This window comes from Streptomyces marokkonensis, from assembly GCF_039539045.1.
Taxonomy (GTDB): Bacteria; Actinomycetota; Actinomycetes; order Streptomycetales; family Streptomycetaceae; genus Streptomyces; species Streptomyces marokkonensis.
The window spans coordinates 1-23,019 of the sequence record NZ_BAABCQ010000129.1; the positions used below are offsets into that span (position 1 = coordinate 1).

Annotated in this window: 21 protein-coding genes; 9 read left to right on the forward strand and 12 right to left on the reverse strand. The window is 70.6% G+C overall.

What is annotated here, in order from left to right; genetic code table 11:
• Positions 1 to 115: 115 nt before the first annotated feature.
• Both ABEA26_RS26140 and ABEA26_RS26145 read left to right on the forward strand, forming a co-directional pair.
• A complete protein-coding gene (locus tag ABEA26_RS26140; RefSeq protein WP_345595798.1) occupies positions 116 to 3,934 on the forward strand; it encodes a multifunctional oxoglutarate decarboxylase/oxoglutarate dehydrogenase thiamine pyrophosphate-binding subunit/dihydrolipoyllysine-residue succinyltransferase subunit in 3,819 nt (1,272 codons plus the stop codon).
• A gap of 185 nt (positions 3,935 to 4,119) precedes the next feature.
• A complete protein-coding gene (locus ABEA26_RS26145; protein WP_345595799.1) occupies positions 4,120 to 4,311 on the forward strand; it encodes a DUF6104 family protein in 192 nt (63 codons plus the stop codon).
• Between the two features lie 140 nt (positions 4,312 to 4,451).
• Here ABEA26_RS26145 and ABEA26_RS26150 read toward each other — a convergent pair whose 3' ends face one another.
• Entirely contained in the window at positions 4,452 to 5,261 is an 810-nt protein-coding gene (locus ABEA26_RS26150) for a hypothetical protein (RefSeq protein ID WP_345595801.1), read from the reverse strand.
• Positions 5,262 to 5,398: 137 nt separating this feature from the next.
• On the opposite strand from ABEA26_RS26150, the gene ABEA26_RS26155 reads away from it, so the two are divergent.
• On the forward strand, positions 5,399 to 6,349 hold the full coding sequence (locus ABEA26_RS26155) for a DUF4097 family beta strand repeat-containing protein (protein ID WP_345595817.1): 951 nt from the start codon (positions 5,399 to 5,401) through the stop codon (positions 6,347 to 6,349).
• Between the two features lies 1 nt (position 6,350).
• Complete coding sequence (locus tag ABEA26_RS26160; protein ID WP_345595802.1) at positions 6,351 to 7,436, forward strand: PadR family transcriptional regulator; 1,086 nt, start codon at positions 6,351 to 6,353, stop codon at positions 7,434 to 7,436.
• Positions 7,437 to 7,498: 62 nt separating this feature from the next.
• On the opposite strand, the gene ABEA26_RS26165 is transcribed toward ABEA26_RS26160, so the two are convergent.
• From ABEA26_RS26165 to ABEA26_RS26180, 4 genes are all read right to left on the reverse strand, one after another.
• On the reverse strand, positions 7,499 to 8,056 hold the full coding sequence (locus ABEA26_RS26165) for a Clp protease N-terminal domain-containing protein (RefSeq protein WP_345595803.1): 558 nt from the start codon (positions 8,054 to 8,056) through the stop codon (positions 7,499 to 7,501).
• Positions 8,056 to 8,265 (reverse strand): helix-turn-helix domain-containing protein, encoded by a 210-nt coding sequence (locus tag ABEA26_RS26170; RefSeq protein WP_121749540.1) that lies wholly within the window; start codon positions 8,263 to 8,265, stop codon positions 8,056 to 8,058. The genes ABEA26_RS26165 and ABEA26_RS26170 overlap by 1 nt, the downstream gene beginning before the upstream one ends.
• A gap of 133 nt (positions 8,266 to 8,398) precedes the next feature.
• The gene (locus tag ABEA26_RS26175; protein ID WP_345595804.1) at positions 8,399 to 9,364 is read right to left on the reverse strand and encodes a zinc-binding dehydrogenase; all 966 of its coding nucleotides are present in this window, start codon (positions 9,362 to 9,364) and stop codon (positions 8,399 to 8,401) included.
• Between the two features lie 337 nt (positions 9,365 to 9,701).
• Positions 9,702 to 10,931: an NAD(P)-dependent malic enzyme gene (locus ABEA26_RS26180; RefSeq protein WP_345595805.1), complete on the reverse strand. Its 1,230-nt coding sequence runs from the start codon at positions 10,929 to 10,931 to the stop codon at positions 9,702 to 9,704.
• 641 nt (positions 10,932 to 11,572) lie between these two features.
• Here ABEA26_RS26180 and ABEA26_RS26185 point away from each other — a divergent pair.
• The 3 genes from ABEA26_RS26185 to ABEA26_RS26195 are packed head-to-tail and all read left to right on the forward strand — an operon-like array spanning position 11,573 to position 14,274.
• On the forward strand, positions 11,573 to 12,535 hold the full coding sequence (locus tag ABEA26_RS26185) for an ABC transporter substrate-binding protein (protein ID WP_345595806.1): 963 nt from the start codon (positions 11,573 to 11,575) through the stop codon (positions 12,533 to 12,535).
• 30 nt (positions 12,536 to 12,565) lie between these two features.
• Positions 12,566 to 13,516: an amino acid ABC transporter permease gene (locus ABEA26_RS26190; RefSeq protein WP_345595807.1), complete on the forward strand. Its 951-nt coding sequence runs from the start codon at positions 12,566 to 12,568 to the stop codon at positions 13,514 to 13,516.
• Positions 13,513 to 14,274 carry an amino acid ABC transporter ATP-binding protein gene (locus tag ABEA26_RS26195; RefSeq protein ID WP_345595808.1) on the forward strand — a complete coding sequence of 254 codons (762 nt, stop codon included), beginning with the start codon at positions 13,513 to 13,515 and terminating at the stop codon, positions 14,272 to 14,274. Before ABEA26_RS26190 ends, ABEA26_RS26195 begins: the two co-directional genes overlap by 4 nt.
• Positions 14,275 to 14,345: 71 nt before the next feature.
• On the opposite strand, the gene ABEA26_RS26200 is transcribed toward ABEA26_RS26195, so the two are convergent.
• Complete coding sequence (locus ABEA26_RS26200; protein WP_345595809.1) at positions 14,346 to 15,134, reverse strand: class I SAM-dependent methyltransferase; 789 nt, start codon at positions 15,132 to 15,134, stop codon at positions 14,346 to 14,348.
• A gap of 100 nt (positions 15,135 to 15,234) precedes the next feature.
• On the opposite strand from ABEA26_RS26200, the gene ABEA26_RS26205 reads away from it, so the two are divergent.
• Positions 15,235 to 15,885, forward strand: coding sequence for a CGNR zinc finger domain-containing protein (locus ABEA26_RS26205; RefSeq protein WP_345595810.1), 651 nt, complete (start codon positions 15,235 to 15,237; stop codon positions 15,883 to 15,885).
• Here ABEA26_RS26205 and sodX read toward each other — a convergent pair.
• On the reverse strand, positions 15,768 to 16,205 hold the full coding sequence (gene sodX, locus ABEA26_RS26210; RefSeq protein ID WP_345595811.1) for a nickel-type superoxide dismutase maturation protease: 438 nt from the start codon (positions 16,203 to 16,205) through the stop codon (positions 15,768 to 15,770). The genes ABEA26_RS26205 and sodX overlap by 118 nt on opposite strands.
• Positions 16,206 to 16,351: 146 nt before the next feature.
• On the opposite strand from sodX, the gene sodN reads away from it, so the two are divergent.
• A complete protein-coding gene (gene sodN / locus ABEA26_RS26215) occupies positions 16,352 to 16,747 on the forward strand; it encodes a superoxide dismutase, Ni (protein ID WP_055417908.1) in 396 nt (131 codons plus the stop codon).
• 209 nt (positions 16,748 to 16,956) lie between these two features.
• Here the strand turns inward: sodN and ABEA26_RS26220 are convergent, their stop codons facing one another.
• From ABEA26_RS26220 to ABEA26_RS26240, 5 genes are all read right to left on the reverse strand, one after another.
• Positions 16,957 to 18,501: a hypothetical protein gene (locus ABEA26_RS26220; protein ID WP_345595812.1), complete on the reverse strand. Its 1,545-nt coding sequence runs from the start codon at positions 18,499 to 18,501 to the stop codon at positions 16,957 to 16,959.
• Complete coding sequence (locus ABEA26_RS26225) at positions 18,498 to 19,130, reverse strand: ABC transporter ATP-binding protein (RefSeq protein ID WP_345595813.1); 633 nt, start codon at positions 19,128 to 19,130, stop codon at positions 18,498 to 18,500. The genes ABEA26_RS26220 and ABEA26_RS26225 overlap by 4 nt, the downstream gene beginning before the upstream one ends.
• A gap of 206 nt (positions 19,131 to 19,336) precedes the next feature.
• Positions 19,337 to 19,972 (reverse strand): GNAT family N-acetyltransferase, encoded by a 636-nt coding sequence (locus tag ABEA26_RS26230; protein WP_345595814.1) that lies wholly within the window; start codon positions 19,970 to 19,972, stop codon positions 19,337 to 19,339.
• A gap of 262 nt (positions 19,973 to 20,234) precedes the next feature.
• A complete protein-coding gene (locus ABEA26_RS26235) occupies positions 20,235 to 21,446 on the reverse strand; it encodes a family 2 encapsulin nanocompartment cargo protein polyprenyl transferase (protein ID WP_345595815.1) in 1,212 nt (403 codons plus the stop codon).
• Positions 21,447 to 21,534: 88 nt separating this feature from the next.
• A complete protein-coding gene (locus ABEA26_RS26240; RefSeq protein WP_345595816.1) occupies positions 21,535 to 22,941 on the reverse strand; it encodes a family 2B encapsulin nanocompartment shell protein in 1,407 nt (468 codons plus the stop codon).
• Between the last annotated feature and the right edge of the window lie 78 nt (positions 22,942 to 23,019).

The window sequence follows — 23,019 nt, forward strand, 5'->3', positions numbered from 1 at the left end:
ATGTGACTTACGCGACGATGAACGATCCCGGTCTGACCTTCCGGGTCAGGGAGGCGTAGCCTTGATTCCCGCTGTCCACCATCTTGTGAAGAAGCGGAAGAGGGCGGTTCTCGCCGTGTCGCCACAGTCCCCCAGTAACTCGAGCATCTCGACCGACACCGACCAAGCGGGCAACGCGGGCAAGAACCCCGCTGCCGCGTTCGGTGCCAATGAGTGGCTCGTCGACGAGATCTATCAGCAGTACCTCCAGGACCCGAACTCCGTAGACCGAGCCTGGTGGGACTTCTTCGCCGACTACAAGCCAGGAGCCGCCGCGGCCCAGTCCGCCTCCGGTGCCGTGAGCACGGACTCCGGGAGCGTGCCCCAGGCCGCCCCCGCGCCGCAGGCTCCGGCCCCGGCCAAGCCGGCTGCCCAGCCGGCCGCCGCGGCCGCGAAGCCGGCCACGCAGCCCGCTGCCGCGGCAGCTCCGGCCGCGAAGCCGGCCCCGGCTCAGGCCCCGGCCAAGCCCGCCGCCAAGCCGCAGGCCAAGGCCGCCGCGCCCGCCAAGGAGGCCACCACCTCCCCGGACGGTCCCGAGCTGGTGACCCTGCGCGGTCCCGCCGCCGCGGTCGCGAAGAACATGAACGCCTCGCTGGAGCTGCCCACGGCCACGTCCGTGCGCGCGGTCCCGGTGAAGCTGCTGTTCGACAACCGCATCGTCATCAACAACCATCTCAAGCGCGCCCGGGGCGGGAAGATCTCCTTCACGCACCTGATCGGCTACGCGATGGTGCAGGCCATCAAGGCCATGCCGGCCATGAACTACTCGTTCGGCGAGAAGGACGGCAAGCCGACGCTCATCAAGCCGGCGCACGTCAACCTCGGCCTCGCCATCGACCTGGTCAAGCCCAACGGCGACCGCCAGCTGGTCGTCGCGGCGATCAAAAAGGCCGAGACCATGAACTTCTTCGAGTTCTGGCAGGCCTACGAGGACATCGTCCGCCGCGCCCGCGACGGCAAGCTGACGATGGACGACTTCTCCGGTGTCACGGTCTCCCTGACCAACCCCGGCGGCCTCGGCACCGTCCACTCGGTGCCGCGCCTGATGCCCGGCCAGGCCGTCATCATGGGCGTCGGCTCGATGGACTACCCGGCGGAGTTCCAGGGCACCAGCCAGGACACGCTGAACAAGCTCGGCATCTCGAAGGTCATGACGCTCACGTCGACCTACGACCACCGGGTCATCCAGGGCGCCGCCTCCGGCGAGTTCCTGCGTCAGGTCGCCAACCTCCTCCTCGGCGAGAGCGGCTTCTACGACGAGATCTTCGAGGCGCTGCGCATCCCCTACGAGCCGGTCCGCTGGCTCAAGGACATCGACGCCTCGCACGACGACGACGTCACCAAGGCCGCCCGCGTCTTCGAGCTGATCCACTCCTACCGGGTCCGCGGCCACGTCATGGCCGACACCGACCCGCTGGAGTACCAGCAGCGCAAGCACCCCGACCTGGACATCACCGAGCACGGGCTCACCCTGTGGGACCTGGAGCGCGAGTTCGCGGTCGGCGGCTTCGCCGGCAAGTCCCTGATGAAGCTGCGTGACATCCTCGGCGTGCTGCGCGACTCGTACTGCCGCACCACCGGCGTCGAGTTCATGCACATCCAGGACCCGAAGCAGCGCAAGTGGATCCAGGACCGCATCGAGCGCTCGCACACCAAGCCGGAGCGTGAGGAGCAGCTGCGCATCCTGCGCCGGCTGAACGCGGCGGAGGCCTTCGAGACCTTCCTGCAGACCAAGTACGTCGGCCAGAAGCGCTTCTCCCTGGAGGGCGGCGAGTCCGTCATCCCGCTGCTGGACGCGGTCATCGACTCGGCGGCGGAGTCCCGCCTGGACGAGGTCGTCATCGGCATGGCCCACCGCGGCCGGCTGAACGTGCTGGCCAACGTCGTCGGCAAGTCGTACGCGCAGATCTTCCGCGAGTTCGAGGGCAATCTCGACCCGAAGTCGATGCACGGCTCCGGTGACGTGAAGTACCACCTGGGCGCCGAGGGCACCTTCACCGGCCTGGACGGCGAGCAGATCAAGGTCTCGCTGGTCGCCAACCCCTCGCACCTGGAGGCGGTCGACCCGATCGTGGAGGGCGTCGCCCGCGCCAAGCAGGACATCATCAACAAGGGCGGCACCGACTTCACCGTCCTGCCGGTCGCGGTCCACGGCGACGCGGCCTTCGCGGGCCAGGGCGTGGTGGCCGAGACCCTGAACATGTCGCAGCTGCGCGGCTACCGCACCGGCGGCACGGTCCACGTCGTCATCAACAACCAGGTCGGCTTCACCGCCGCCCCGGAGTCCTCGCGCTCCTCGATGTACGCGACGGACGTGGCCCGCATGATCGAGGCCCCGATCTTCCACGTGAACGGCGACGACCCGGAGGCCTGCGTCCGCGTGGCGCGGCTGGCCTTCGAGTTCCGCCAGGCGTTCAACAAGGACGTGGTGATCGACCTCATCTGCTACCGCCGCCGCGGTCACAACGAGACCGACAACCCGGCCTTCACCCAGCCGCTGATGTACGACCTGATCGACAAGAAGCGCTCGGTGCGCAAGCTGTACACCGAGTCCCTCATCGGTCGCGGAGACATCACCCTGGAAGAGGCCGAGCAGGCGCTGCAGGACTACCAGGGCCAGCTGGAGAAGGTCTTCACCGAGGTCCGCGAGGCCGCCTCGCAGCCGGCCGCCGCGGAGCCCTCCGACCCGCAGGCCGAGTTCCCGGTCGCCGTGAACACCGCGGTCACCGCCGAGACCGTCAAGCGGATCGCGGAGTCCCAGGTCAACATCCCCGACCACGTCACCGTGCACCCGCGGCTGCTGCCGCAGCTGCAGCGCCGGGCGGCGATGGTCGAGGACGGCACCATCGACTGGGGCATGGGCGAGACCCTCGCCGTCGGCTCCCTGCTCCTCGAGGGTGTCCCGGTCCGGCTGTCCGGCCAGGACTCGCAGCGCGGCACCTTCGGCCAGCGGCACGCGGTGCTCATCAACCGCGAGACCGGCGACGAGTTCACCCCGCTGCTGTACCTGTCCGAGGACCAGGCCCGGTACAACGTCTACAACTCCCTGCTCTCCGAGTACGCGGTGATGGGCTTCGAGTACGGCTACTCGCTGGCCCGCCCCGACGCGCTGGTGATGTGGGAGGCGCAGTTCGGCGACTTCGTCAACGGCGCGCAGACGGTCGTGGACGAGTTCATCTCGTCGGCCGAGCAGAAGTGGAACCAGACCTCCGGCGTCACCCTCCTCCTGCCGCACGGCTACGAGGGCCAGGGCCCGGACCACTCCTCGGCCCGCCCGGAGCGTTTCCTCCAGCTCTGCGCGCAGAACAACATGACGGTCGCGATGCCGACCCTGCCGTCGAACTACTTCCACCTCCTTCGGTGGCAGGTGCACAACCCGCACCACAAGCCGCTGGTCGTCTTCACCCCGAAGTCGATGCTGCGCCTGAAGGCCGCGGCCTCGAAGGCGGAGGAGTTCACGATGGGCCAGTTCCGCCCGGTCATCGGCGACGACTCGGTCGACGCCGCCGCGGTCAAGAAGGTCGTCTTCTGCGCCGGCAAGGTCTACTACGACCTCGACGCCGAGCGGAAGAAGCGCGGCATCACGGACACGGCCATCATCCGCATCGAGCGCCTGTACCCGCTGCCGGGTGCCGAGCTCCAGGCGGAGATCGCCAAGTACCCGAACGCCGAGAAGTACCTGTGGACCCAGGAGGAGCCGGCGAACCAGGGCTTCTGGCCGTTCATCGCGCTCAACCTGATCGACCACCTGGACCTGGCGGTCGGCGCCGACGTCCCGCACGGCGAGCGTCTGCGGCGCATCTCGCGTCCGCACGGCTCCTCCCCGGCCGTCGGTTCCGCCAAGCGGCACCAGGCCGAGCAGGAGCAGCTGATGCGTGAGGTGTTCGAGGCCTGAGCCTGCGAACAGGCCTGACGTGACCTGATGGCACACCGAAGGGCCCGGTCCGCGTTCCGACGAACGCGGACCGGGCCCTTCGGCATGTCGTCCACCGCCTATCCTGGGACCAGCGGCTCCGCAGGAGATCCGCCTTTGTTCAGCTTTTGTCCACACCTTGTCCGATCCATCCGACGGAGAGCACGTTGTACTTCACCGACCGCGGCATCGAGGAACTGGAGAAGCGGCGCGGCGAGGAGGAGGTCACCCTCGAGTGGCTCGCCGAGCAGCTGCGGACCTTCGTCGACCTCAACCCGGACTTCGAGGTTCCGGTGGAGCGGCTGGCGACGTGGCTGGCGCGGCTGGACGACGAGGACGACGAGGACGACGAGGAGTAGCCCAGCAGTCCCGCCCGGGGTCCTAGCCCAGCAGTCCCGCCCGGGGACCCGGCCCGGCCAGTAGTCCCGCCCGGGAGGACCCCACCCGGAACAACCCGCTCGGGATCCCACCCGGAACCCGCCAACGCCTCCTAGGGTTGTCACGGACGCCGGGTGAGCCCGTACACGACCCCCAGCGCGCCGTGCGCGACCAGCAGCACCCCCGCCGTGGTCCAGCCCCCGCTGCGGCGCCGTAGGCCCCAAGCGGTGAGTGGCAGGCCCGCCGCCATCTGGGCCAGGGCCAGGACGCGGGCTCCGGGGCCGCCCACCCAGGGCATCCAGGGAGCGAGACGGCTCTCGTCCGCGGCCGGGCGTCGCCCGGTGGCCTCGGTCCGCCGGGCGTCGGGCACGGCGCGGGCGGCGGCGGCGAGACGGCCGGCCGGTTCGCCGGGATCGAGTCCGGTGGGCAGGGCGACTCCCGCGCGCGTGAGCACGCCGAGCAGCCCGCGCAGTCTCGTACGTGCGTCGGCCTCGGGGTCCGGCCAGGTCAACCGGTCCAGCGACTGGACGTCCAGTACGGGATCCAGGCCGAGACGGTTCGCGAAGGTGCGCATCGCCTCGTCCTCGCCGACCGGAGTGCCGGCCGCGAGCCACACGTAGCCGACGGGACGGCGGAAACCGGACGCGAGCGTGCAGCCGGCCCGGTCGGCGTCCCACCACAGGGCGAGTGCGGGCCACGGGGCACCGACGGCCAGCGCGGCGGCCCAGCCGGTGAGCACGCGGTCGACCGGTTCGTCGCCGTGCAGCCAGGGACCGCTCTCCGGGACGAGCGCGCTCCACTCCTCGCCGGCCCGGAGCAGCGTCATGCGTTCGCCCAGCAACGGGGCGACGGCGGCGACGGAGTCCGGCTCGGCACGGCACAGCAGCAGGGCACCGGAAGCGGGAGCGGATACGGACTCTTCCGTCGACATGTTCACAAGTTAGGGCAATCCAGCCCTCCTGGCCGAGCATTGATCACCAGAACGGGTGTCTTGACTTTCCATGCCCGCGATATATCGTGAATAGTGGTGGATGCGATATGGCGCGTTCTGTCGAGGAGGTCTGCACCATGCCCGAGTGGTCCGTCGCGGAACCCAGGAAACTCACCTTCGACGAGTCCGTGAGCAAGCTCCAGGTACGCATCGTCAATGGAACAGTGAACGTCGTGGGCACGGGCGAGGGTTCCGCCCGCCTGGAGATCTCCGAGATCGAGGGACCGCCCCTCGTCGTGACCCACCAGGACGGCGTGCTCACCGTGGCCTACGAGGACCTGCCCTGGAAGGGCTTCCTCAAGTGGCTCGACCGCAAGGGCTGGCGCCGCAGCGCGGTGGTCTCGCTGGCCGTGCCGGCCAGGACCCGCGTGGAGGTGGGCGTGGTCAGCGCCACCGCCATGGTCTCCGGGCTCGACGGACGCGCCGAGGTGAAGGGCGTCTCCGGAGACACGACGCTGGTGAGCCTCTCCGGCCCGGTCCGCGCCGACACCGTCTCGGGGAACGTGGAGGCGCAGGCCCTCAGCGGAGATCTGTGCTTCCACTCCGTCTCCGGTGACCTGACGGTGGTGGAGGCGGGCTCCTCGGTCCGGGCCGACTCCGTGGGCGGTTCGATGATCGTCGACCTGGACACGGCCGGCGGGCCCACCGACGTCAACCTGACCAGCGCCTCGGGCGAGATCGCCATCCGGCTGCCCCAGCCCGCCGACGCGGAGGTGGAGGCGAACACGGCCAGTGGGACGGTCTCCAGCGCCTTCGAGGACCTTCGGGTGGGCGGCCAGTGGGGCGCCAAGCGCATCACCGGCCGGCTCGGCGCGGGCAACGGCCGGCTGAAGGCCACCACCATCTCCGGCTCGATCGCCCTGCTGCGCCGTCCGACAGCGGAGGACACGCCGTGGGAGCGCGATGCGCGGGACACCGGCCCGGCGGACGACGCACAGGACGACTCGGGGGACAATTCCGCTTCCGGCCGGGATTCCGGCGCCACCGGCGCCCCGGCCGACAGCACGACCGACAAGAAGGTGCTCTGACATGTCCCCCGTCTTCGCCCACGGCCGCCTCCGCCTCTACCTCCTCAAGCTCCTGGACGAGGCCCCGCGCCACGGGTACGAGGTGATCCGGCTCCTCGAAGAGCGCTTCCAGGGCCTGTACGCGCCGTCTGCGGGCACGGTGTACCCACGCCTGGCCAAGCTGGAGGCCGAGGGGCTGGTCACCCACACCACCGAGGGCGGCCGCAAGGTGTACGCCATCACCGACGCCGGCCGGGCCGAGCTGGCCGACCGCAGCGGTGAGCTGGCCGACCTGGAGCTGGAGATCCGGGAGTCGGTCGCCGAGCTCGCCGCCGAGATCCGGGCCGACGTGCGCGGTGCGGCGGGCGATCTGCGCCGGGAGATGCGGGCCGCGGCCGGGGCCGCCCGCCGGGGCACCGGCTCGGCCGCGCACGACGAGGGCGACGGCTCCGCCGACGGTACCGCGGACACGGCCGAGAAGGAGGCGTGGCGCGCCGCCAAGGAGGAGATGCGGCGCGTCAAGCAGGAGTGGAAGGAGCAGGCCCGCCGCGCCAAGGACGAGAGCCGCCGCGCCCGTGACGAGGCACAGCGGGCCCGGCGCCAGGCCAAGGAGGCCCAGGAGCGGGCCCGGGTGCAGGCACAGGAAGAGGTGCAGCGCATCGCCCAGCGGGTCCAGGAGCAGGTGCAGGACCACTTCACGCGGGGCGACTGGCCGACGGGGCTGCGCGAGGGCCTGAGCGAACTGGCCAAAGAGGTCGGGGACTTCGGAAAGGACTTCGGAAAGGAGTTCGGCAAGGACTGGGGCTTCGGCCGCACCGACACCGGCACGACCGCCCACCGGCCCGAGTACTCCGCCACCCCGGAGTACTCCGACGCCCCCAAGGGCTTCCCGGCCGGCTACGCCCCGTCCTGGGCCCACGAAGACGCCTCGGACACCACCGGCGACCCGGCCCGCGACCTGGACCGGCTGCTCGACCGCTTCCGGGACGACATCCGCGACGCGGCCCGGGACCACGGAGTCACGACCGACCAGCTCCGCGACGCCCGCCTCCAGTTGTCGACCGCCGCGGCGCACATCGGGGCGATACTGCGAGCACCGAAGGCCTGAGCCCGGCGGCGCGGCTCCCCCGGCGACCGCCGAAGGCGCCTCGCCCGGGGGCGCCGCGCACGTCAGGCGCAGGCCTCCCCCGCGCCACCGCCCAGCACCCCGGTCAGCGACTCGTGAGTCACCCCGTGGTCGGCGAGCACCTCGGCGGGCACGCCGGGGCGGACGGTGAGGGCAAGAAGGATGTGCTCGTCCCCGATGTGCCGGTCGCGCCGGGCGACGGCGGTCCGCAGCGCCTGCTCCAGCACCTGCTTGGCCCCCTTGCTGAAGGCGCGATGCCCGGACCACCACCGCTTGCGCTTCCGGTCGCCGGACATCGCGCCGACGCCATGGGTCTCCTCCACCCGGGCGACGACCTCGGAGACGTCGATCCCCAGCCCGGCAAGGGCCTCGGCCTCGGCCCGCGTCAGGCCGGCACGGCGCCGTGCCTCCGCAAGGGCCTGCCGTACCGCGTCCTTGCGTTGACCGGCTCCGAGCGCCGACAGCGCGAAGGAGGCGCGGCTGCCCTCACAGTCCAGCAGGGCGAGCAGCAGGTGCTCGGCGTCGACGGCCTGTGCCCCTTCGGCCTGCTCGACCGCCCCCTGCACCACGGCCCGGGCGTCCTTCGTGAATCGCTCGAACATCAATGCCTCCCGTACTTCTTGTGCACGGCCTGCCTGCTGACCCCGAGTTCGGTGGCGATCTCCTGCCACGACCATCCCTGATTGCGCGCGCTGCGCACCTGCACCGCCTCCAGCTGCTCCAGCAGCATCCGCAGTGCGGCGACCGCCCGCAGCCCGACCCGAGGGTCGCGATCACCCGCACGTGCGGCGAGATCCGTTGCTTCACTCATGATGTCAATGTAGGTTGACACGCCTTCGCTCGTCAATCCCGGTTGACATGCCGAGAGCGGCACGGGAAAACGCGAACGGCGGGTCCGGACATCCGAACCCGCCGTGAACGATCTGACGATCTGGAGAAGCCCGTCAGGAACCGCTGAGCACGATCTTGCCGAACTGCCCTCCGGAGGCCATCCGCTCGAATCCCTCGCGGGCCCGGTCCATCGGCAGCACCTCGTCGATGACGGGACGTACGCCGGTCGCCGCGCAGAAGGACAGCAGGTCCTCCAGCTCGTCCTTGGTACCCATGGTGGAGCCGACGATCCTGAGCTCCAGGAAGAAGACCCGGGTCAGCTCGGCGTGCGAGGGCCGGTCCCCGCTGGTCGCACCAGAGATGACGAGGGTGCCACCCGGCCGCAGCGACTTCACCGAGTGGGACCAGGTCGCGGCGCCCACCGTCTCGATGACGGCATCGACCCGCTGCGGCAGCCGCGCGCCCGGCTCGACGGCCTCCACGGCGCCCAGCTCCAGGGCTCGCTTCCGCTTGGCCTCGTCCCGGCTGGTGGCGAAGACCCGCAGCCCCGCAGCCTTGCCCAGCACGATCGCGGCCGTGGCGACCCCGCCGCCGGCGCCCTGCACCAGCACCGAGTCACCGGGACGCACCCCGGCGTTGGTGAACAGCATCCGGTACGCCGTCAGCCAGGCGGTCGGCAGGCAGGCCGCCTCCTCGAAGGAGAGCTCCTTCGGCTTGGGCAGGACGTTCCAGGTCGGCACGGCGACCTGCTCGGCGAACGTCCCCGGGTAGCGCTCGGTGAGGATGGAGCGGGGCTCCCTGGGGCCGACCCCGTGGCCGGTCTGACCGATCACGGAGTGCAGGACGACCTCGTTGCCGTCCTCGTCGACACCGGCGGCGTCGCAGCCGAGGATCATCGGCAGTCGGTCCTCCGGGAGGCCGACGCCGCGCAGGGACCACAGGTCGTGGTGGTTGAGGGAGGCGGCCCTGACATCGACGACACTCCAGCCGGGACGGGCCTCGGGAGCCGGACGCTCTCCCAACTCCAGGCCGGTCAGCGGCTGGTCGCGGTCGATTCGGGCGGCGTAGACAGCGAACATGACCTCGACGATAGGTTCCCCGCCCGCCGACCGGAACCACGACGCCCTGTGACACACACCCTCTTGTCACCGCGCCGCGCCGCTGCGGGCAGTCATGCAGCGTAGTTGCGGGTGGTCGTGCCTCCCCCAGTGCCTGAACGGCCTGGGAGGTACCCCCAGGGCGGCACGGGTGGGCGATGGGGGTCCCCCCACTCGAGCGAAGCCGAGAGTGGGGGAGGCATCCCGCAACGCCGGGCCACACCACCCACCCCCGCCCAGCACCGACGCCGCCCACCCGAAAAGCGAACGGCCCCGCCCACCAAGGGCGAGGCCGTACACCACACACCGCATCACACCGTCACCGGCGCGCGACACCCTCCGCCCGGGCCGCCGCCGCCACCGCGGCCGTAACCGCCGGCGCGACGCGCTCGTCGAACGGGGACGGGATGACGTAGTCCGCGGCGAGGTCGTCGCCCACCACGGAGGCCAGCGCCTCGGCCGCCGCGAGCTTCATGCCCTCGGTGATCCGGGACGCCCGCACCTGCAGCGCGCCCGCGAAGATACCCGGGAACGCCAGCACGTTGTTGATCTGGTTCGGGAAGTCCGAGCGCCCCGTCGCGACGACCGCCGCGTACTTGTGGGCGACCTCCGGGTGCACCTCGGGATTCGGGTTGGCCATCGCGAAGACGAACGCGCCCTCGGCCATCGAGGCGACCGCCGGCTCCGGCACCGTACCGCCGGAGACGCCGATGAAGACGTCGGCGCCGGACAGGGCCGCCTCCAATGAGCCGGACAGCCCCGCCTTGTTGCTGAAGGAGGCCACCTCCCGCTTGACCGGGGTCAGGTCGTCCCGGTCGGCCGAGACGACACCCTTGCGGTCCGCGACCGCGACGTCCCCGATGCCGGCCTCCACCAGCATCTTGGCGATGGCGACACCGGCCGCGCCCGCGCCCGAGATCACCGCCCGCAGCTCACCCAGCGTCCGCCCGCTCAGCCGCGCGGCGTTCCGCAGGGCCGCGAGTGTCACGACCGCCGTGCCGTGCTGGTCGTCGTGGAAGACCGGGATGTCGAGGCGCTCCTGGAGCTTGCGCTCGATCTCGAAGCACCGCGGTGCCGAGATGTCCTCCAGGTTCACACCGCCGAAGGAGGGCGCGAGCCGTACCACCGTCTCGACGATGTCGTCGGCGTCCGTGCAGTTGAGCGCGATCGGGACCGCGTCCACACCGCCGAACTGCTTGAAGAGGATCGCCTTCCCTTCCATCACCGGAAGGGAGGCCTCGGGTCCGATGTCCCCGAGTCCCAGCACGGCCGTACCGTCCGTCACGACCGCCACGACCGACGACTTCCAGGTGTAGTCGTGGACGAGGTCGGGCTGCTCGGCGATCGCGCTGCACACTTTCGCGACGCCGGGCGTGTACGCCAGGGACAGGTCGTCCTTGTCACGGACCGGCACGGTGGCCTGCACGGCCATCTTGCCGCCGCGATGCAGCGCGAACGCGGGGTCGAAGGAGTCGAGGGGCTCCACGCCCGCCTCCTGCTCCGTACTGGCGTCGCTGTCGCTGCGAGGATTGACGATCTCCGCTGCCACTTTGTCTTACCCCTTAAGAGTTCTTGGTGAGAGGGTTTGTCCATTCCTGGTGAGGAATGGGCGGGCACCGCGCAGGAAGATGGCCGTTGGGACCACATGGGCCCTGCGCGACGGGCGCGCCGCACACGCGCCCTGAGCCCCTGATGAGGGGTGTAAAGAACCTTCTTACCCGACGGACACCCACCGCGACGAGTCCGATAAGCGCAAGCTCACATGTCGGACCTCGAACGCCACATGCCGGTGACATGACTCATAGCCAGGGATCCGGCCAACTTCTCGACAGCCCTTGACAGGTCCGGAGAACAGACCCGCAAACGTCGCACGCACGCGCGAACCATGCCCGCATATCGAGAAATGCCGAAGATCTTACGGTCGGAAGGGTCGATTCCCGTAAAGGTTCGGTCGTGATGTACCGACCTGGTGCGGTTCGAGGGGGCACCCGTTATCCGATTTTGACATGACGTCCCCCCTGAACGGCCGAGTCCGAATGGCAAGATGCCGTAATCACACGAGGTCGCGACGCTCGAAAGCGCGTGCTCTCGTCGAGTCACGACGTCGGGTGGTCCCCCGGTCGGCGTCGCGCCCCACCGGAATTCCACCGTCCCCATCGGCATCTCCCTTCATCCGCCGGAGGAACCACCATGACCGCACGCTCCACCCGTCGTACGACCGCCGCGCACTCCCGGCTAGCAGCGGTCGGTGCGATCGCGGTCGCAGGCGCCCTGCTGCTCACCGGATGCGGCGACCAGACCGAGAACAGCGACTCCGGCGGCAGCGACAACCAGTCCGCGGCGGGCGCTCCGCTGGCCGACAAGCTGCCGCAGTCCGTTCGCGACAAGGGCGTCATCAAGGTCGGCTCCGACATCGCCTACGCGCCGGTCGAGTTCAAGGACAAGTCCGGCGAGACGGTCGGCATCGACCCCGACCTCGCGGACGCCATGGGCAAGCAGCTCGGCGTGGAGTTCGAGTTCGAGAACGGCACCTTCGACACCCTGATCACCGGTCTGCGCTCCAAGCGGTACGACATCGCCATGTCCGCGATGACCGACACCAAGGAACGCCAGGAGGGCATCGACTCGGAGACCGGCAAGAAGGTCGGCCAGGGCGTCGACTTCGTGGACTACTTCACCGCCGGTGTCTCGATCTACACCAAGAAGGGTGACGACCAGGGCATCAAGACCTGGTCCGACCTGTGCGGGAAGAAGCTCGTGCTGCAGCGCGGCACGGTCTCGGAGGACCTCGCCAAGGCCGAGAACGAGAAGTGCCCGGCCGGCAAGAAGATCTCCATGGAGGCCTTCGACAACGACCAGCAGGCCCAGACCCGCCTGCGCGCGGGCGGTGCCGACGCCGGTTCCTCGGACTTCCCGGTCGCGGCCTACGCGGTGAAGACCTCCGGTGGCGGCAAGGACTTCCAGCTCGTCGGCGAGCAGGTCGAGGCCGCGCCGTACGGCATCGCGGTCGCCAAGGACAACACCCAGCTGCGGGACGCTCTGAAGGCGGCGCTGGACGCGGTGATCGCCAACGGCGAGTACAAGAAGATCATGGACAAGTGGGGCGTGGCGGAAGGCGCCGTCACGGAGGCCACCATCAACGGCGGCAAGTGACCGCGCGGCGGGCACCGAAAGGCAACTTCCGTGACTGTTGACATCGACAAGACGGCGGGCGGTCCGGCCGACACCCCGCCGGCCGGACCGGAGGCCATCAAGGCCATCCCGGTCCGGCACTACGGGCGGTACGTCTCCGCGGTCGTCGCGATCGCGCTGCTGGCCGCCGTCGTCTACGCGTTCTCCCAAGGCAAGATCAACTGGGGTGCGATCCCGGACTACTTCTTCGACGACCGTGTCCTGACCGGCATGGGCAAGACACTACTGATCACCGTCCTGGCGATGCTGATCGGTGTCGTCGGCGGCATCCTGCTCGCCGTGATGCGGCTGTCGAAGAACCCGGTGACCTCGTCCATCGCATGGTTCTACATCTGGTTCTTCCGCGGCACGCCCGTCCTGGTGCAGCTGGTCGTCTGGTTCAACCTCGGCCTGGTCTTCGAGTACATCAACCTCGGCCCGTTCTACCGCGACGAGTGGTCGGACTTCATGACGCCGTTCCTGACGGCGCTGCTCGGTCTCGGGTTGAACGAGGCCGCGTACATGGCGGAGATCTGCCGCGCCGGTCTGCTCGCGGTCGACGAGGGCCAGACCGAGGCGGCGCACGCGCTCGGCATGAGCCACACCAGGACGCTGCGCCGGATCGTGGTGCCGCAGGCGATGCGCGTGATCGTGCCGCCGACCGGCAACGAGGTCATCAACATGCTGAAGACGACCTCACTGGTGTCGGTCGTCCAGTACGCCGAGTTGTTCCGGGTCGCCCAGGACATCGGCCAGACCTCCGGCGCCCCGGCCGAGATGCTGTTCCTGGCGGCGGCCTGGTATCTGCTGCTGACCTCCGTCTTCAGCGTCGGCCAGTACTACCTGGAGCGCTACTACGCCCGCGGCTCCAGCCGCAGCCTGCCGGCCACCCCGATGCAGAAGATCAGGGCGAACCTGCTGTCCCTGTCGAACCGCTCCAAGACGTCGGGAGGTGCGGCATGACCGCCATGGTCAAGGCCGAGGGCGTCCACAAGTCCTTCGGCGCGGTCGAGGTACTCAAGGGCATCGACCTGGAGGTGAAGCAGGGCGAGGTGTTCTGCCTCATCGGGCCCTCCGGGTCCGGCAAGTCGACCTTCCTGCGCTGCATCAACCACCTGGAGAAGATCAACGCCGGGCGGCTGTACGTCGACGGGGAGCTGGTCGGCTACCGCCAGAAGGGCGACAAGCTCTACGAGCTCAAGGACAGCGAGGTCGCGGTCAAGCGCCGGGACATCGGCATGGTCTTCCAGCGCTTCAACCTGTTCCCGCACATGACGGCGCTGCAGAACGTCATGGAGGCGCCGGTCCAGGTCAAGGGCGTGAGCAAGTCCCAGGCCAGGGACCGCGCACGCCAGTTGCTGGAGCGCGTGGGCCTGGGCGACAAGGCCGGCAACTACCCCTCGCAGCTCTCCGGCGGCCAGCAGCAGCGCGTCGCCATCGCGCGGGCCCTCGCCATGGACCCGAAGCTGATGCTGTTCGACGAGCCGACCTCGGCCCTGGACCCGGAACTGGTCGGCGATGTCCTCGACGTCATGCGCGACCTCGCCGAGTCCGGCATGACGATGGTCGTCGTCACCCACGAGATGGGCTTCGCCCGCGAGGTCGGCGACAGCCTGGTCTTCATGGACGACGGCGTGGTGGTCGAGTCGGGCAACCCGCGCGCCGTCCTGACGGACCCGCAGCACGAGCGGACGAAGGCGTTCCTGTCCAAGGTCCTCTGAACGCCCGTGCGACGAGGGGGCGGTACGGAACTCCGTACCGCCCCCTCGGCTGTCCTCGGGTCGCCGCCCCGCTACTTGAGCGCCAGCAGCAGCGTGTCCGACGGTGAGCACCACACCGGCCGCGCCTCACCGAAACCCTTCTCACGCAGCACGCGCGCGTGCCACGCCGCCGGGGGCATGTCACCGTCGGCGTGCTCGCCGTAGATCTCGAAGCGGCGGGCGGTGGGCCCGGCGAGGACCGGGTCCCGGGCGGCGAGCTGCCACCACTCGGCCCAGTCGAGCGCGCCCTGTGACCTGGCGGCCGCCATCCGCGCGTGCCGCTGGGCACGTTCGGCCGCGTTGATCCGGGGCGTCGTCTCGTCGATCATGTGGTCCGCGTTCATGAAGACACCACCGTCGCGGACCAGTTCCGCGACCCGACCGTAGAGGGCCGCGAGGGGTTCGGCGTGGAGCCAGTGCAGGGCGATGGCGGTCAGGACGGCGTCGTAGGAGTCGTGCGGCAGCTTCGCCGGCCAGTCGGGATCCTTGAGGTCGGCGGTGACCAGACGGACCCGTTCGTCGCCCGCGAAGGTGCCCTCGGCGATGGCGAGCAGCGCGGGGTCGAGGTCCACACCGGTGCTGGTGGCCTCCGGGAACCGGGCGAGCAGCCGGGCCGTGATGGTCCCGGTGCCGCAGGCGAGGTCGAGCACGCGCGGTGCGGGCCCGACCAGGGCCTCGACCATGTCCAGCATGGTCCGGAAGCGTTCCTCGCGGTCCGGCATGTACCACTCCTGCTGCCGGTCCCAGCTGACCTGCCAGGCCTGCCAGTCCGCGGCGGTCGTGGTGGTCGTGCGGGCAGTGGCGATGTCCGCGTCCGTCATCGAGCCCCTCCGTCGCGCACGTGAAGTAATACCCTGGAGTCACGATCAGCCATTACCTGACCGCAGGCATGACCATAGAGCCCCTTCGTAAGGACTACAAGTGGAACTGGCCTATTACTCGGACTACGCCGTACGCCTCGTCAACACCGAGGAACCGGCACGGGGACAGGACTCCCTGACCTCGGTCGAGGCCGTCCGCGAGCTCTTCGGCGCCAACCAGTCCGCGGCCCGGCGCGCCACGGACGCGGACGTGACCCGGTTCCGCTCGGTCCGGGGACGGCTGCGGGCGGTCTTCGAGGCGGCCGACGGCGGCGACGAGACCCTCGCCGCGGACCTCCTGAACTCCCTCCTCCTGGAGTTCCCGGTGAGCCCGCAGATCTCCGGCCACGACGTCCGTGACGACGACGGCACCCCGTTGTGGCACATGCACCTGGCGGACCACCCGTCCAACGCGACCGCCGGTTTCGCCGCCATCGCGGCGATGGGCCTGGCCTTCCACCTCACCGAGTACGGCGTGGACCGCCTGGGCGTGTGCGAGGCGGCCCCCTGCCGCAACGCGTACCTGGACACCTCCACCAACCGCTCCCGGCGCTACTGCTCCGACCGCTGCGCCACCCGCGCCAACGTGGCGGCCTACCGCGCCCGCAAGCGCCTGGAGGCGGACCGGGCGGTCAGCACCGGCCTGAGCGCCGACAGTGCCCAGCGGACCACGGCGAACGGCGAGCGCCGGCCCGGCCTCAACGGCCGGTAGCGCAGCCGCGCCCTGCCGAGCACGAGCTCCTCGGGGACCGCCCCGTAGTCGGTGCTGTCCCCGCCCGCGAACGCGTTGTCCCCGAGCACCCACCAGCCGGCCCCGCGCCGCTCGACGGCCCGCTTGACCACGAGCAGGTCCTGCTGAAAGGGATGCCGGAGCACGACCACGTCACCGGGCCGCACCCTGGCCCCCCAGTGCACCAGGAGCACGTCCCCGTGGTGCAGCGTGGGCACCATCGACGGCCCGGTCACCTCGGCCGGCCCGAAGGGCAGGGCCCCTCTCGCGCGTTCGGTCTCCTGCGACAACTGCTCCGGCATGACCCGGCACCTCCCCGGTCTTTCCTCCACCAGTCTCAGTCTCACCCCGGACTTTTGTCCTAAGCCCACGGGGGCACTCGCGAAATCGGGCCTCCCAGGGAGTAATGTCCCCCCTGAGAAGACGATCACGAGGAAGGAACGGCTGCATGCTTTCCCGCCTGTTTGCCCCCAAGGTCACGGTCAGCGCCCACTGCGACCTGCCCTGCGGCGTGTACGACCCTGCCCAGGCCCGCATCGAGGCGGAGTCGGTGAAGGCCGTCCAGGAGAAGATGGCCGGCAACGACGACCCGCACTTCCAGGCTCGCGCCACGGTCATCAAGGAGCAGCGCGCCGAGCTCGCGAAGCACCACGTCTCCGTGCTGTGGAGCGACTACTTCAAGCCCCCGCACTTCGAGAAGTACCCGGAGCTGCACCAGCTGGTCAACGACACCCTGAAGGCCCTCTCGGCCGCCAAGGGCTCGACCGACCCGGCGACCGGCCAGAAGGCCCTGGACTACATCGCCCAGGTCGACAAGATCTTCTGGGAGACCAAGAAGGCCTGATCACCGGTCATGCCGTACGACCGCGGTTACGCCGGTCGTACGGTCGTACGGTCCGCACCCGTTCCGCGGTACGCCGAGCACGGCGTCCATGACGGACCGGGTGCGGTCTTCTTTTGTGGATCCTCCATCACACGGTCCCCTTTCCGCGGTCGTGCGGGTGGCCGTGGGGCCCGCGGCGTGCGGCCGCCTCGACGTGCGGCCGCTGCCCCTCAGACCCGCCCGAGGCGGGAAAGCAGACCCCGGTGCGCCCACCCCGTCCGACGCAGGCCCGTCCAGGCGCAGCAGGCGGCCACGGCGAGCGCGAGCACCGCCGCACCGGGCGCGGACGGGACGGCGTTCATCACGGCGACGCCGGCCAGCACCGCCACGAATCCGTCGAACTGCCAGGCCACGATCACCAGCCCGGAGAGATCGCCGAACGGCGTGACGACGGGGAGAAGCAGTGAGAGCGGCAGGTGCGTCTTCATCTCACGCAGGAACCTGGCGCCCAGGACCAGCACCACCGAGCCGGCCACGAGCAGGACCGCGTCCACCGGGCGTCCGCCGTGCTGGGGCCACCGGGCCACGACGGCGAGGCCGCCTCCCAGAGATGTTCCGAGGGTTACGGCGGTTACGGGCCACGTCAGCGTGCGGGCGAGTACTCCGCCCCACCACTCCCCGAACAGCGGGGCAAGGGTCAGCTCGTCGCGCAGGCCACGCCAGGTCTCGCCCACCCAGCCGGACCCGAGGTACACGCAGACGGCGCCGGCCGCCCACGGCAGCGGTGCCGGACCCCCGTCGGCCCCGGCCGCTCCGAGCGTCAGCAAGGCGCCGCCGGCCGGCAGGAACGTCACGGCCGCGAGCGTGCGGCCGCGTGTGCGCAGCGCCCGGACCACGCCCACGGAGAGATGCCCGCGCAAGCGTCCGTCCGGACGGAACAGAGCCGAGGTGAGTCCACGCGGCTCCGGCCGGTAGAGGTCGAGCGCGTGGTGGAGCGTGCCCGTCAACACGTATGCCTGGGCCTGGGAGGCGCGTGCCGACTCGCGGGCGAGTCTGGCCAGGTCGACCGTCCGGATCGCTCGGAAGGCCGTCCGTCCGAGGGCCGCGGCGGTGGCCGCCAGCAGCCCGGCGAGGAACCACAGGGCGTCCGTGCCGTCCGTGGTCATGCGGCCGGTCACCGTCACGACCAGCGCCACGACGCCCGCGGCGGAGGCGAAGACCAGGTTGTCGGACACCGATCGGACCTGGCCCCACAGCCAGGCGGCCGCCGTGAGGGCACTGAGCGCCACCGTGACCGCCACGGCCCGCGTCGCGATGCCCGGGTGATCGAACAGGTCGGTCGTGAGATACGCCGTCGCGCACACCGTCAGCAGCAGGGTGGTAACGGCGTACGCCAGTCGGCGCCGGGCGATCGCGCCGAGGTAGCCCGCCGGGGACAGGTCCGTGGACATGAACACGTGCAGCAGGAAGGGCTGGAGCACCAGCGGCCCCCAGAACCGGCCGGTGAGCTGGGCGCCCCAGCACGCCGTCACCGCGAGCGCGCAGGCCACGGGTGTCGCGTCGGCGGTAGTTCGCAGCGAGACGAGCCCCGGCGACTCACTGGCGGCGTGGAGGGCCGGCACCAGGAAGAAGACGCCGAACAAAGTGACAAGGTAGGCGGTGTACGCGCGGCTACTCACCGTGGCCCGGTCACCGCGGCGTGCGTAGCGGTGCCGGACGGCGTGGACGCGGTCGCCGGCCTCGGCGTCGGGTGCCACGACGTCCTGTGTCGTCATCCCAGCTCCACGCGGCCGTCGCACACGTCCACGAGAGCGGGTTCGTGGGTGGCGACCAGGAACGCCGTGCCCTGCTCCGCCCGTTCCGCGAGCAGTGCCGCCACCAGATCGACGCGGTGTCTGTCGAGGTGACGCTCGGGCTCGTCGAGCAGTACGACATCGGCGGGGCGGACGAGAGTCAGCGCGAGGCTGAAGAGCTGGGACTGCCCGGACGAGACCTGGTGGGGAAAGCGTTCACCCAGAGCGGCCAGTCCCAGCCGTTCGACGACCTGTTCGGCCCGTTCGGTGGTCGCCGGGGTGTTGCCGTACCAGGAGGCGGCGACCAGTGTCACCTGCTCGCGCAGCGTCATGTCACGGGCGACCGGTATCGGTTCCACCAGCGAAGCCACGTGCCGCCGGTGCCGGGGCTTGGTCATGTCGGCGGGCTCGCCCATCACCGAGACCGACCCGGCCGTCAGGCCCCGGCTGCCCAGGAAGGCACGCAGGAGCGTCGTCTTGCCCGTGCCGTTGCCGCCCGTCACACACCAGAGCTCGCCCGGCGACGCATCGAACGTCGTAGGGGCGAGCAGCATGGTGTCACCCAGCGCGACCGTCGCACCATCCGCCGCGATCACAGGAACTCCGGTCACCTACGCTCCAGAACCACTCTCGTCTCTCGTGAACGCGCACTGTACTCTTCAGCCGCGTGCGACCCGTTGACGCCCGTCGCCCCGAGGCCGGCCGGCATCCGCGTCATCAGCCGGATCGCCGGAAGCGTTGCCCATGTGGCCGTCCTACGAAAGACATTCAGCGCTTCCTGGTGTGCGTCCGCACCACAACTCCGTGCTTTCCGCTGTCAGACGGCCGCCACGGTCTGCGGCTCCCGCCACATCGGCCACATCCGGGGACCGTCCGGCAGGTCCAGGGGCCGGCCCGTGAACTGGAAGCCGAGGCGTTCGTACAGTCCCCGGCTGCGAGCACTGCTCGCCTCCAGATAGGCGGGCAGCCCCTCTCGGTCGCAGCGGTCGAGAACCGACTCGATGAGCAGGGTGCCCAGGCCCTCGCCCTGCCGTCCGGGGACCACGCCGATCATCCACAGGTACGCGTGGGCCCGGCCGGAGGGATGGACGCCGTCCGTCAGCCGGGCGACCAGCTCGACGCGCTCGTTGTCCGGGTCGACGGCCTCGCGCACCTGGACGGGGACGTCACCGGCCGCCTCGCAGGCGTCACCGTCCGGCTCGCCGTCGGTATGCCCGTCCGCCGGTACGGGCAACCACAGCGCGCAGGCCGCGCCGTCCTCGGCGAGATCGATACGCCCGCCGGCGAGCACGGCGTCGGTGAACGCGGCCATGAGCCGGTGGTGGGTCCGGCGGCGGTACTCCTCGTCGGGGAAGACCCAGCTGCTCACCGGATCGTCCTGGAAGGCCTCGTCCAGCAGCCGGACGACCAGCTCCCGGTCACCCTGCCCCGCCGTCCGGATCTCCACACCCATGTCCGCCCGTCCCTTCGACCCAACACCGCTCGCACGTACGGCGGTTGAGCCTAGTCGTCGGCGACGGCGGGCTGCGGGGTGTTCCGGTCGCACGCCGGAAGAAAGCGGGCCCCGCACACCGTGGGGAAGTGCGGGACCCGCCGAACCGGAGCCCTCGGCGGTGCGGCCGTACGTCGGTCAGGTCCGTACGGTCCTGCTCGGGCTCCGGGGTCTTGCGTGACCGGCCGGGCAGGATGTGGTTGCCGGGCCGGCCGGGCAGCCGTCAGGTGCTGCGACGGGTCACGAACTCGGCCAGCGCGAGCAGTCCGCCCGCCGCCTCCGGATCGGGTACGGCGCGGGCCAGTTCCTGCATGGCCCTGGCCATCCGGTCGGCCGCCTGGGCCTGTGCCCAGTCCCGCCCGCCCGCCCGCTCCACGGCCAGTGCGGTGCGCTCAAGGTCCTCCTTGCCCTCGTTGTAAGGCGTCGCGTACAGCTCGGCGAGTCCGGCGGCGGCCGGGGTACCGGAGGCGAGGGCGGCGACCACCGGCAGCGACTTCTTGCGGGCGGCCAGGTCCGCGCCGGCCGGCTTGCCGGTACGGCGGGGGTCGCCCCATATACCGATGACGTCGTCGATGAGCTGGAAGGCGAGGCCTGCCTCACGGCCGAAGGCGTCCATGGCCTCGACGTCCTCGTCGGTGGCACCGGCGTACAGCGCGCCGAGGGCGCAGGCGCACCCCAGCAGGGCGCCCGTCTTGGCCTCGGCCATGGCGAGCGTCTCGTCGAGGGTGACGTCGCCCGGGGCCCGCCCCTCCATGGCCGTGTCCGCGTGCTGCCCCTCGCACAGCTCCATGACGCAGTCGGCGAGCCGGGTGGCCGCCGCCGCGGCCGCCGGGTGCGGGTCCGCGGCGAGCAGTCGCAGGGCCAGCGCCTGGAGGGCGTCCCCCGCGAGGATCGCGTCGGCGTCACCGAACACGGCCCACGCGGTCGGCCGGTGGCGTCGGGTGGCGTCGCGGTCCATCACGTCGTCGTGCAGCAACGTGAAGTTGTGGACCAGTTCCACCGCCGCCGCGGCCCGTACCGCCGCCGTCCGGGCCCCGGGACCGCCCAGCGCGGCGGCCGAGGTCAGGACGAGCGCGGGGCGGATGGCCTTGCCGGCGTTGCCCGCAGCGGGGGTGCCGTCCGCGTGTTGCCAACCGAAGTGGTAGAGCGCGGTCCGGCGCATCGAAGAGGGCAAGGAGTTCATGGCGGACCGCAGTTCGGGGTCGACCGACGCCCGCGCCTCCCGAAGAAGCACCACCGCCTCGTGCCCGTCAGGGACCGCCGCCTCGTGTCTGGCGGACACCACCGCCGGCTCCTGCCCGTCGAGCACCACCGGCCCCTGTCCGTCGGACGTCGTACCCGGCTCCGTCTCCCGCTGGGTGCCGATGGGCCCGTGCCTTTCCAGCGTTCCGGTGGGGTGACGCGCCTCAGTGGCGCCGCGCCGAGCCTCTGTCATGGACCCACCTCCCCCATACGCCCGCCTCCGTACCCCTGGGGTGTACCCGCCCCGAAGGGCGGGAACACGGCGTTCGGGAGGCCGGGCGTCACTGCCAGCGGCCGATCTCGACGTTCTCCAGGACGCCGAGCGCGTCCGGCACGAGGACCGCGGCCGAGTAGTAGGCCGTGACCAGGTACTTGATGATGGCCTGCTCATTGATGCCCATGAAGCGCACCGACAGACTCGGCTCGATCTCGTCCGGGATGCCGGTGGCGCGCAGACCGATGACGCCCTGGTCCTGCTCGCCGGTACGCATCGCGATGATCGATGACGTACGGGCTTCGGTGACCGGGATCTTGTTGCACGGGTAGATCGGCACACCGCGCCAGGTCGGGATGCGGTTGCCGGCGATGTCGATCGTCTCGGGGACGAGCCCGCGCCTGTTGAGCTCGCGTCCGATGGCGGCGATCGCACGCGGGTGGGCCAGGAGCAGCTTGGTGCCGCGCCGACGACTCAGCAGCTCGTCCAGGTCGTCCGGCCCGGGCACGCCGTCGTGCGGCTGGATCCGCTGGTCGTACTCGCAGTTGTGCAGCAGGCCGAACTCGCGGTTGTTGACGAGCTCGTGCTCCTGACGCTCCTTCAGCGCCTCGACCGTCAGCCGGATCTGCTGCTCGGTCTGGTTCATCGGCTGGTTGTAGAGGTCGGCCACGCGCGAGTGGATGCGCAGCACGGTCTGGGCCACGCTCAGCTCGTATTCGCGGGGCCGGGCTTCGTAGTCGACGAAGGTGTGCGGGATGTCCGGTTCGCCGCTGTGGCCGGCGGAGAGGTCGATGGCCTTCTCACCGAGCTTGTTGGTGCGCTGCTCGGGGATCGCACGCCGCTCCTCGAGGTGCGTGCGCAGGGATTCGGCCCGCTCAGCGATCTGCTCCACCTCCTGGCGGGGCAGCACCAGCACCGTGCAGGCGGTGACCGCGCGGGCGGTGTACTCCCAGATGGCGTCCCCGTCGAGCAGCGCCTGGTCGCCGAAGTAGGCGCCGTCGGCAAGGACGCCTAGCACCGCGTCGTCGCCGTAAGGGCCGGTGCCGACCTTCTCCACCTTGCCGTGCGCCAGCAGGTAGACCTCGTCGGCCTGGCCGCCGAACGAGGCGATCACCTCGCCGGGGCCGAACTCCCGCTGCACACAGCGCTGCGCCAGTTCCGAGAGCACCTCCTCGTCCTCGTACGACCGCAGGGCCGGCAGCTCGCCCAGCTCGGCGGGGATGACCTCGACGCGATCGCCGGTCTTCACGAACGTCACCCGGCCGTCGCCCACGGCGAAGGTCATGCGCCGGTTCACCCGGTACGTGCCGCCCTGGACGTCGAGCCAGGGAAGCGTGCGCAGCAGCCAGCGCGAGCTGATCTCCTGCATCTGGGGTACGGACTTGGTGGTGGTGGCCAGGTTCCGCGCGGCCGCCGTGCCAAGACTCTGCTGCGGCCTGGTCTGCTCGGTGCGGACCTCTTCGCCTACCGACATAAGGAATTGCCCTCCCGGTCGTGCCGGACGGTTGTGCCCGGCATCGATGTGCGTGGCCAGCCTTTCTCACCAAGCGTG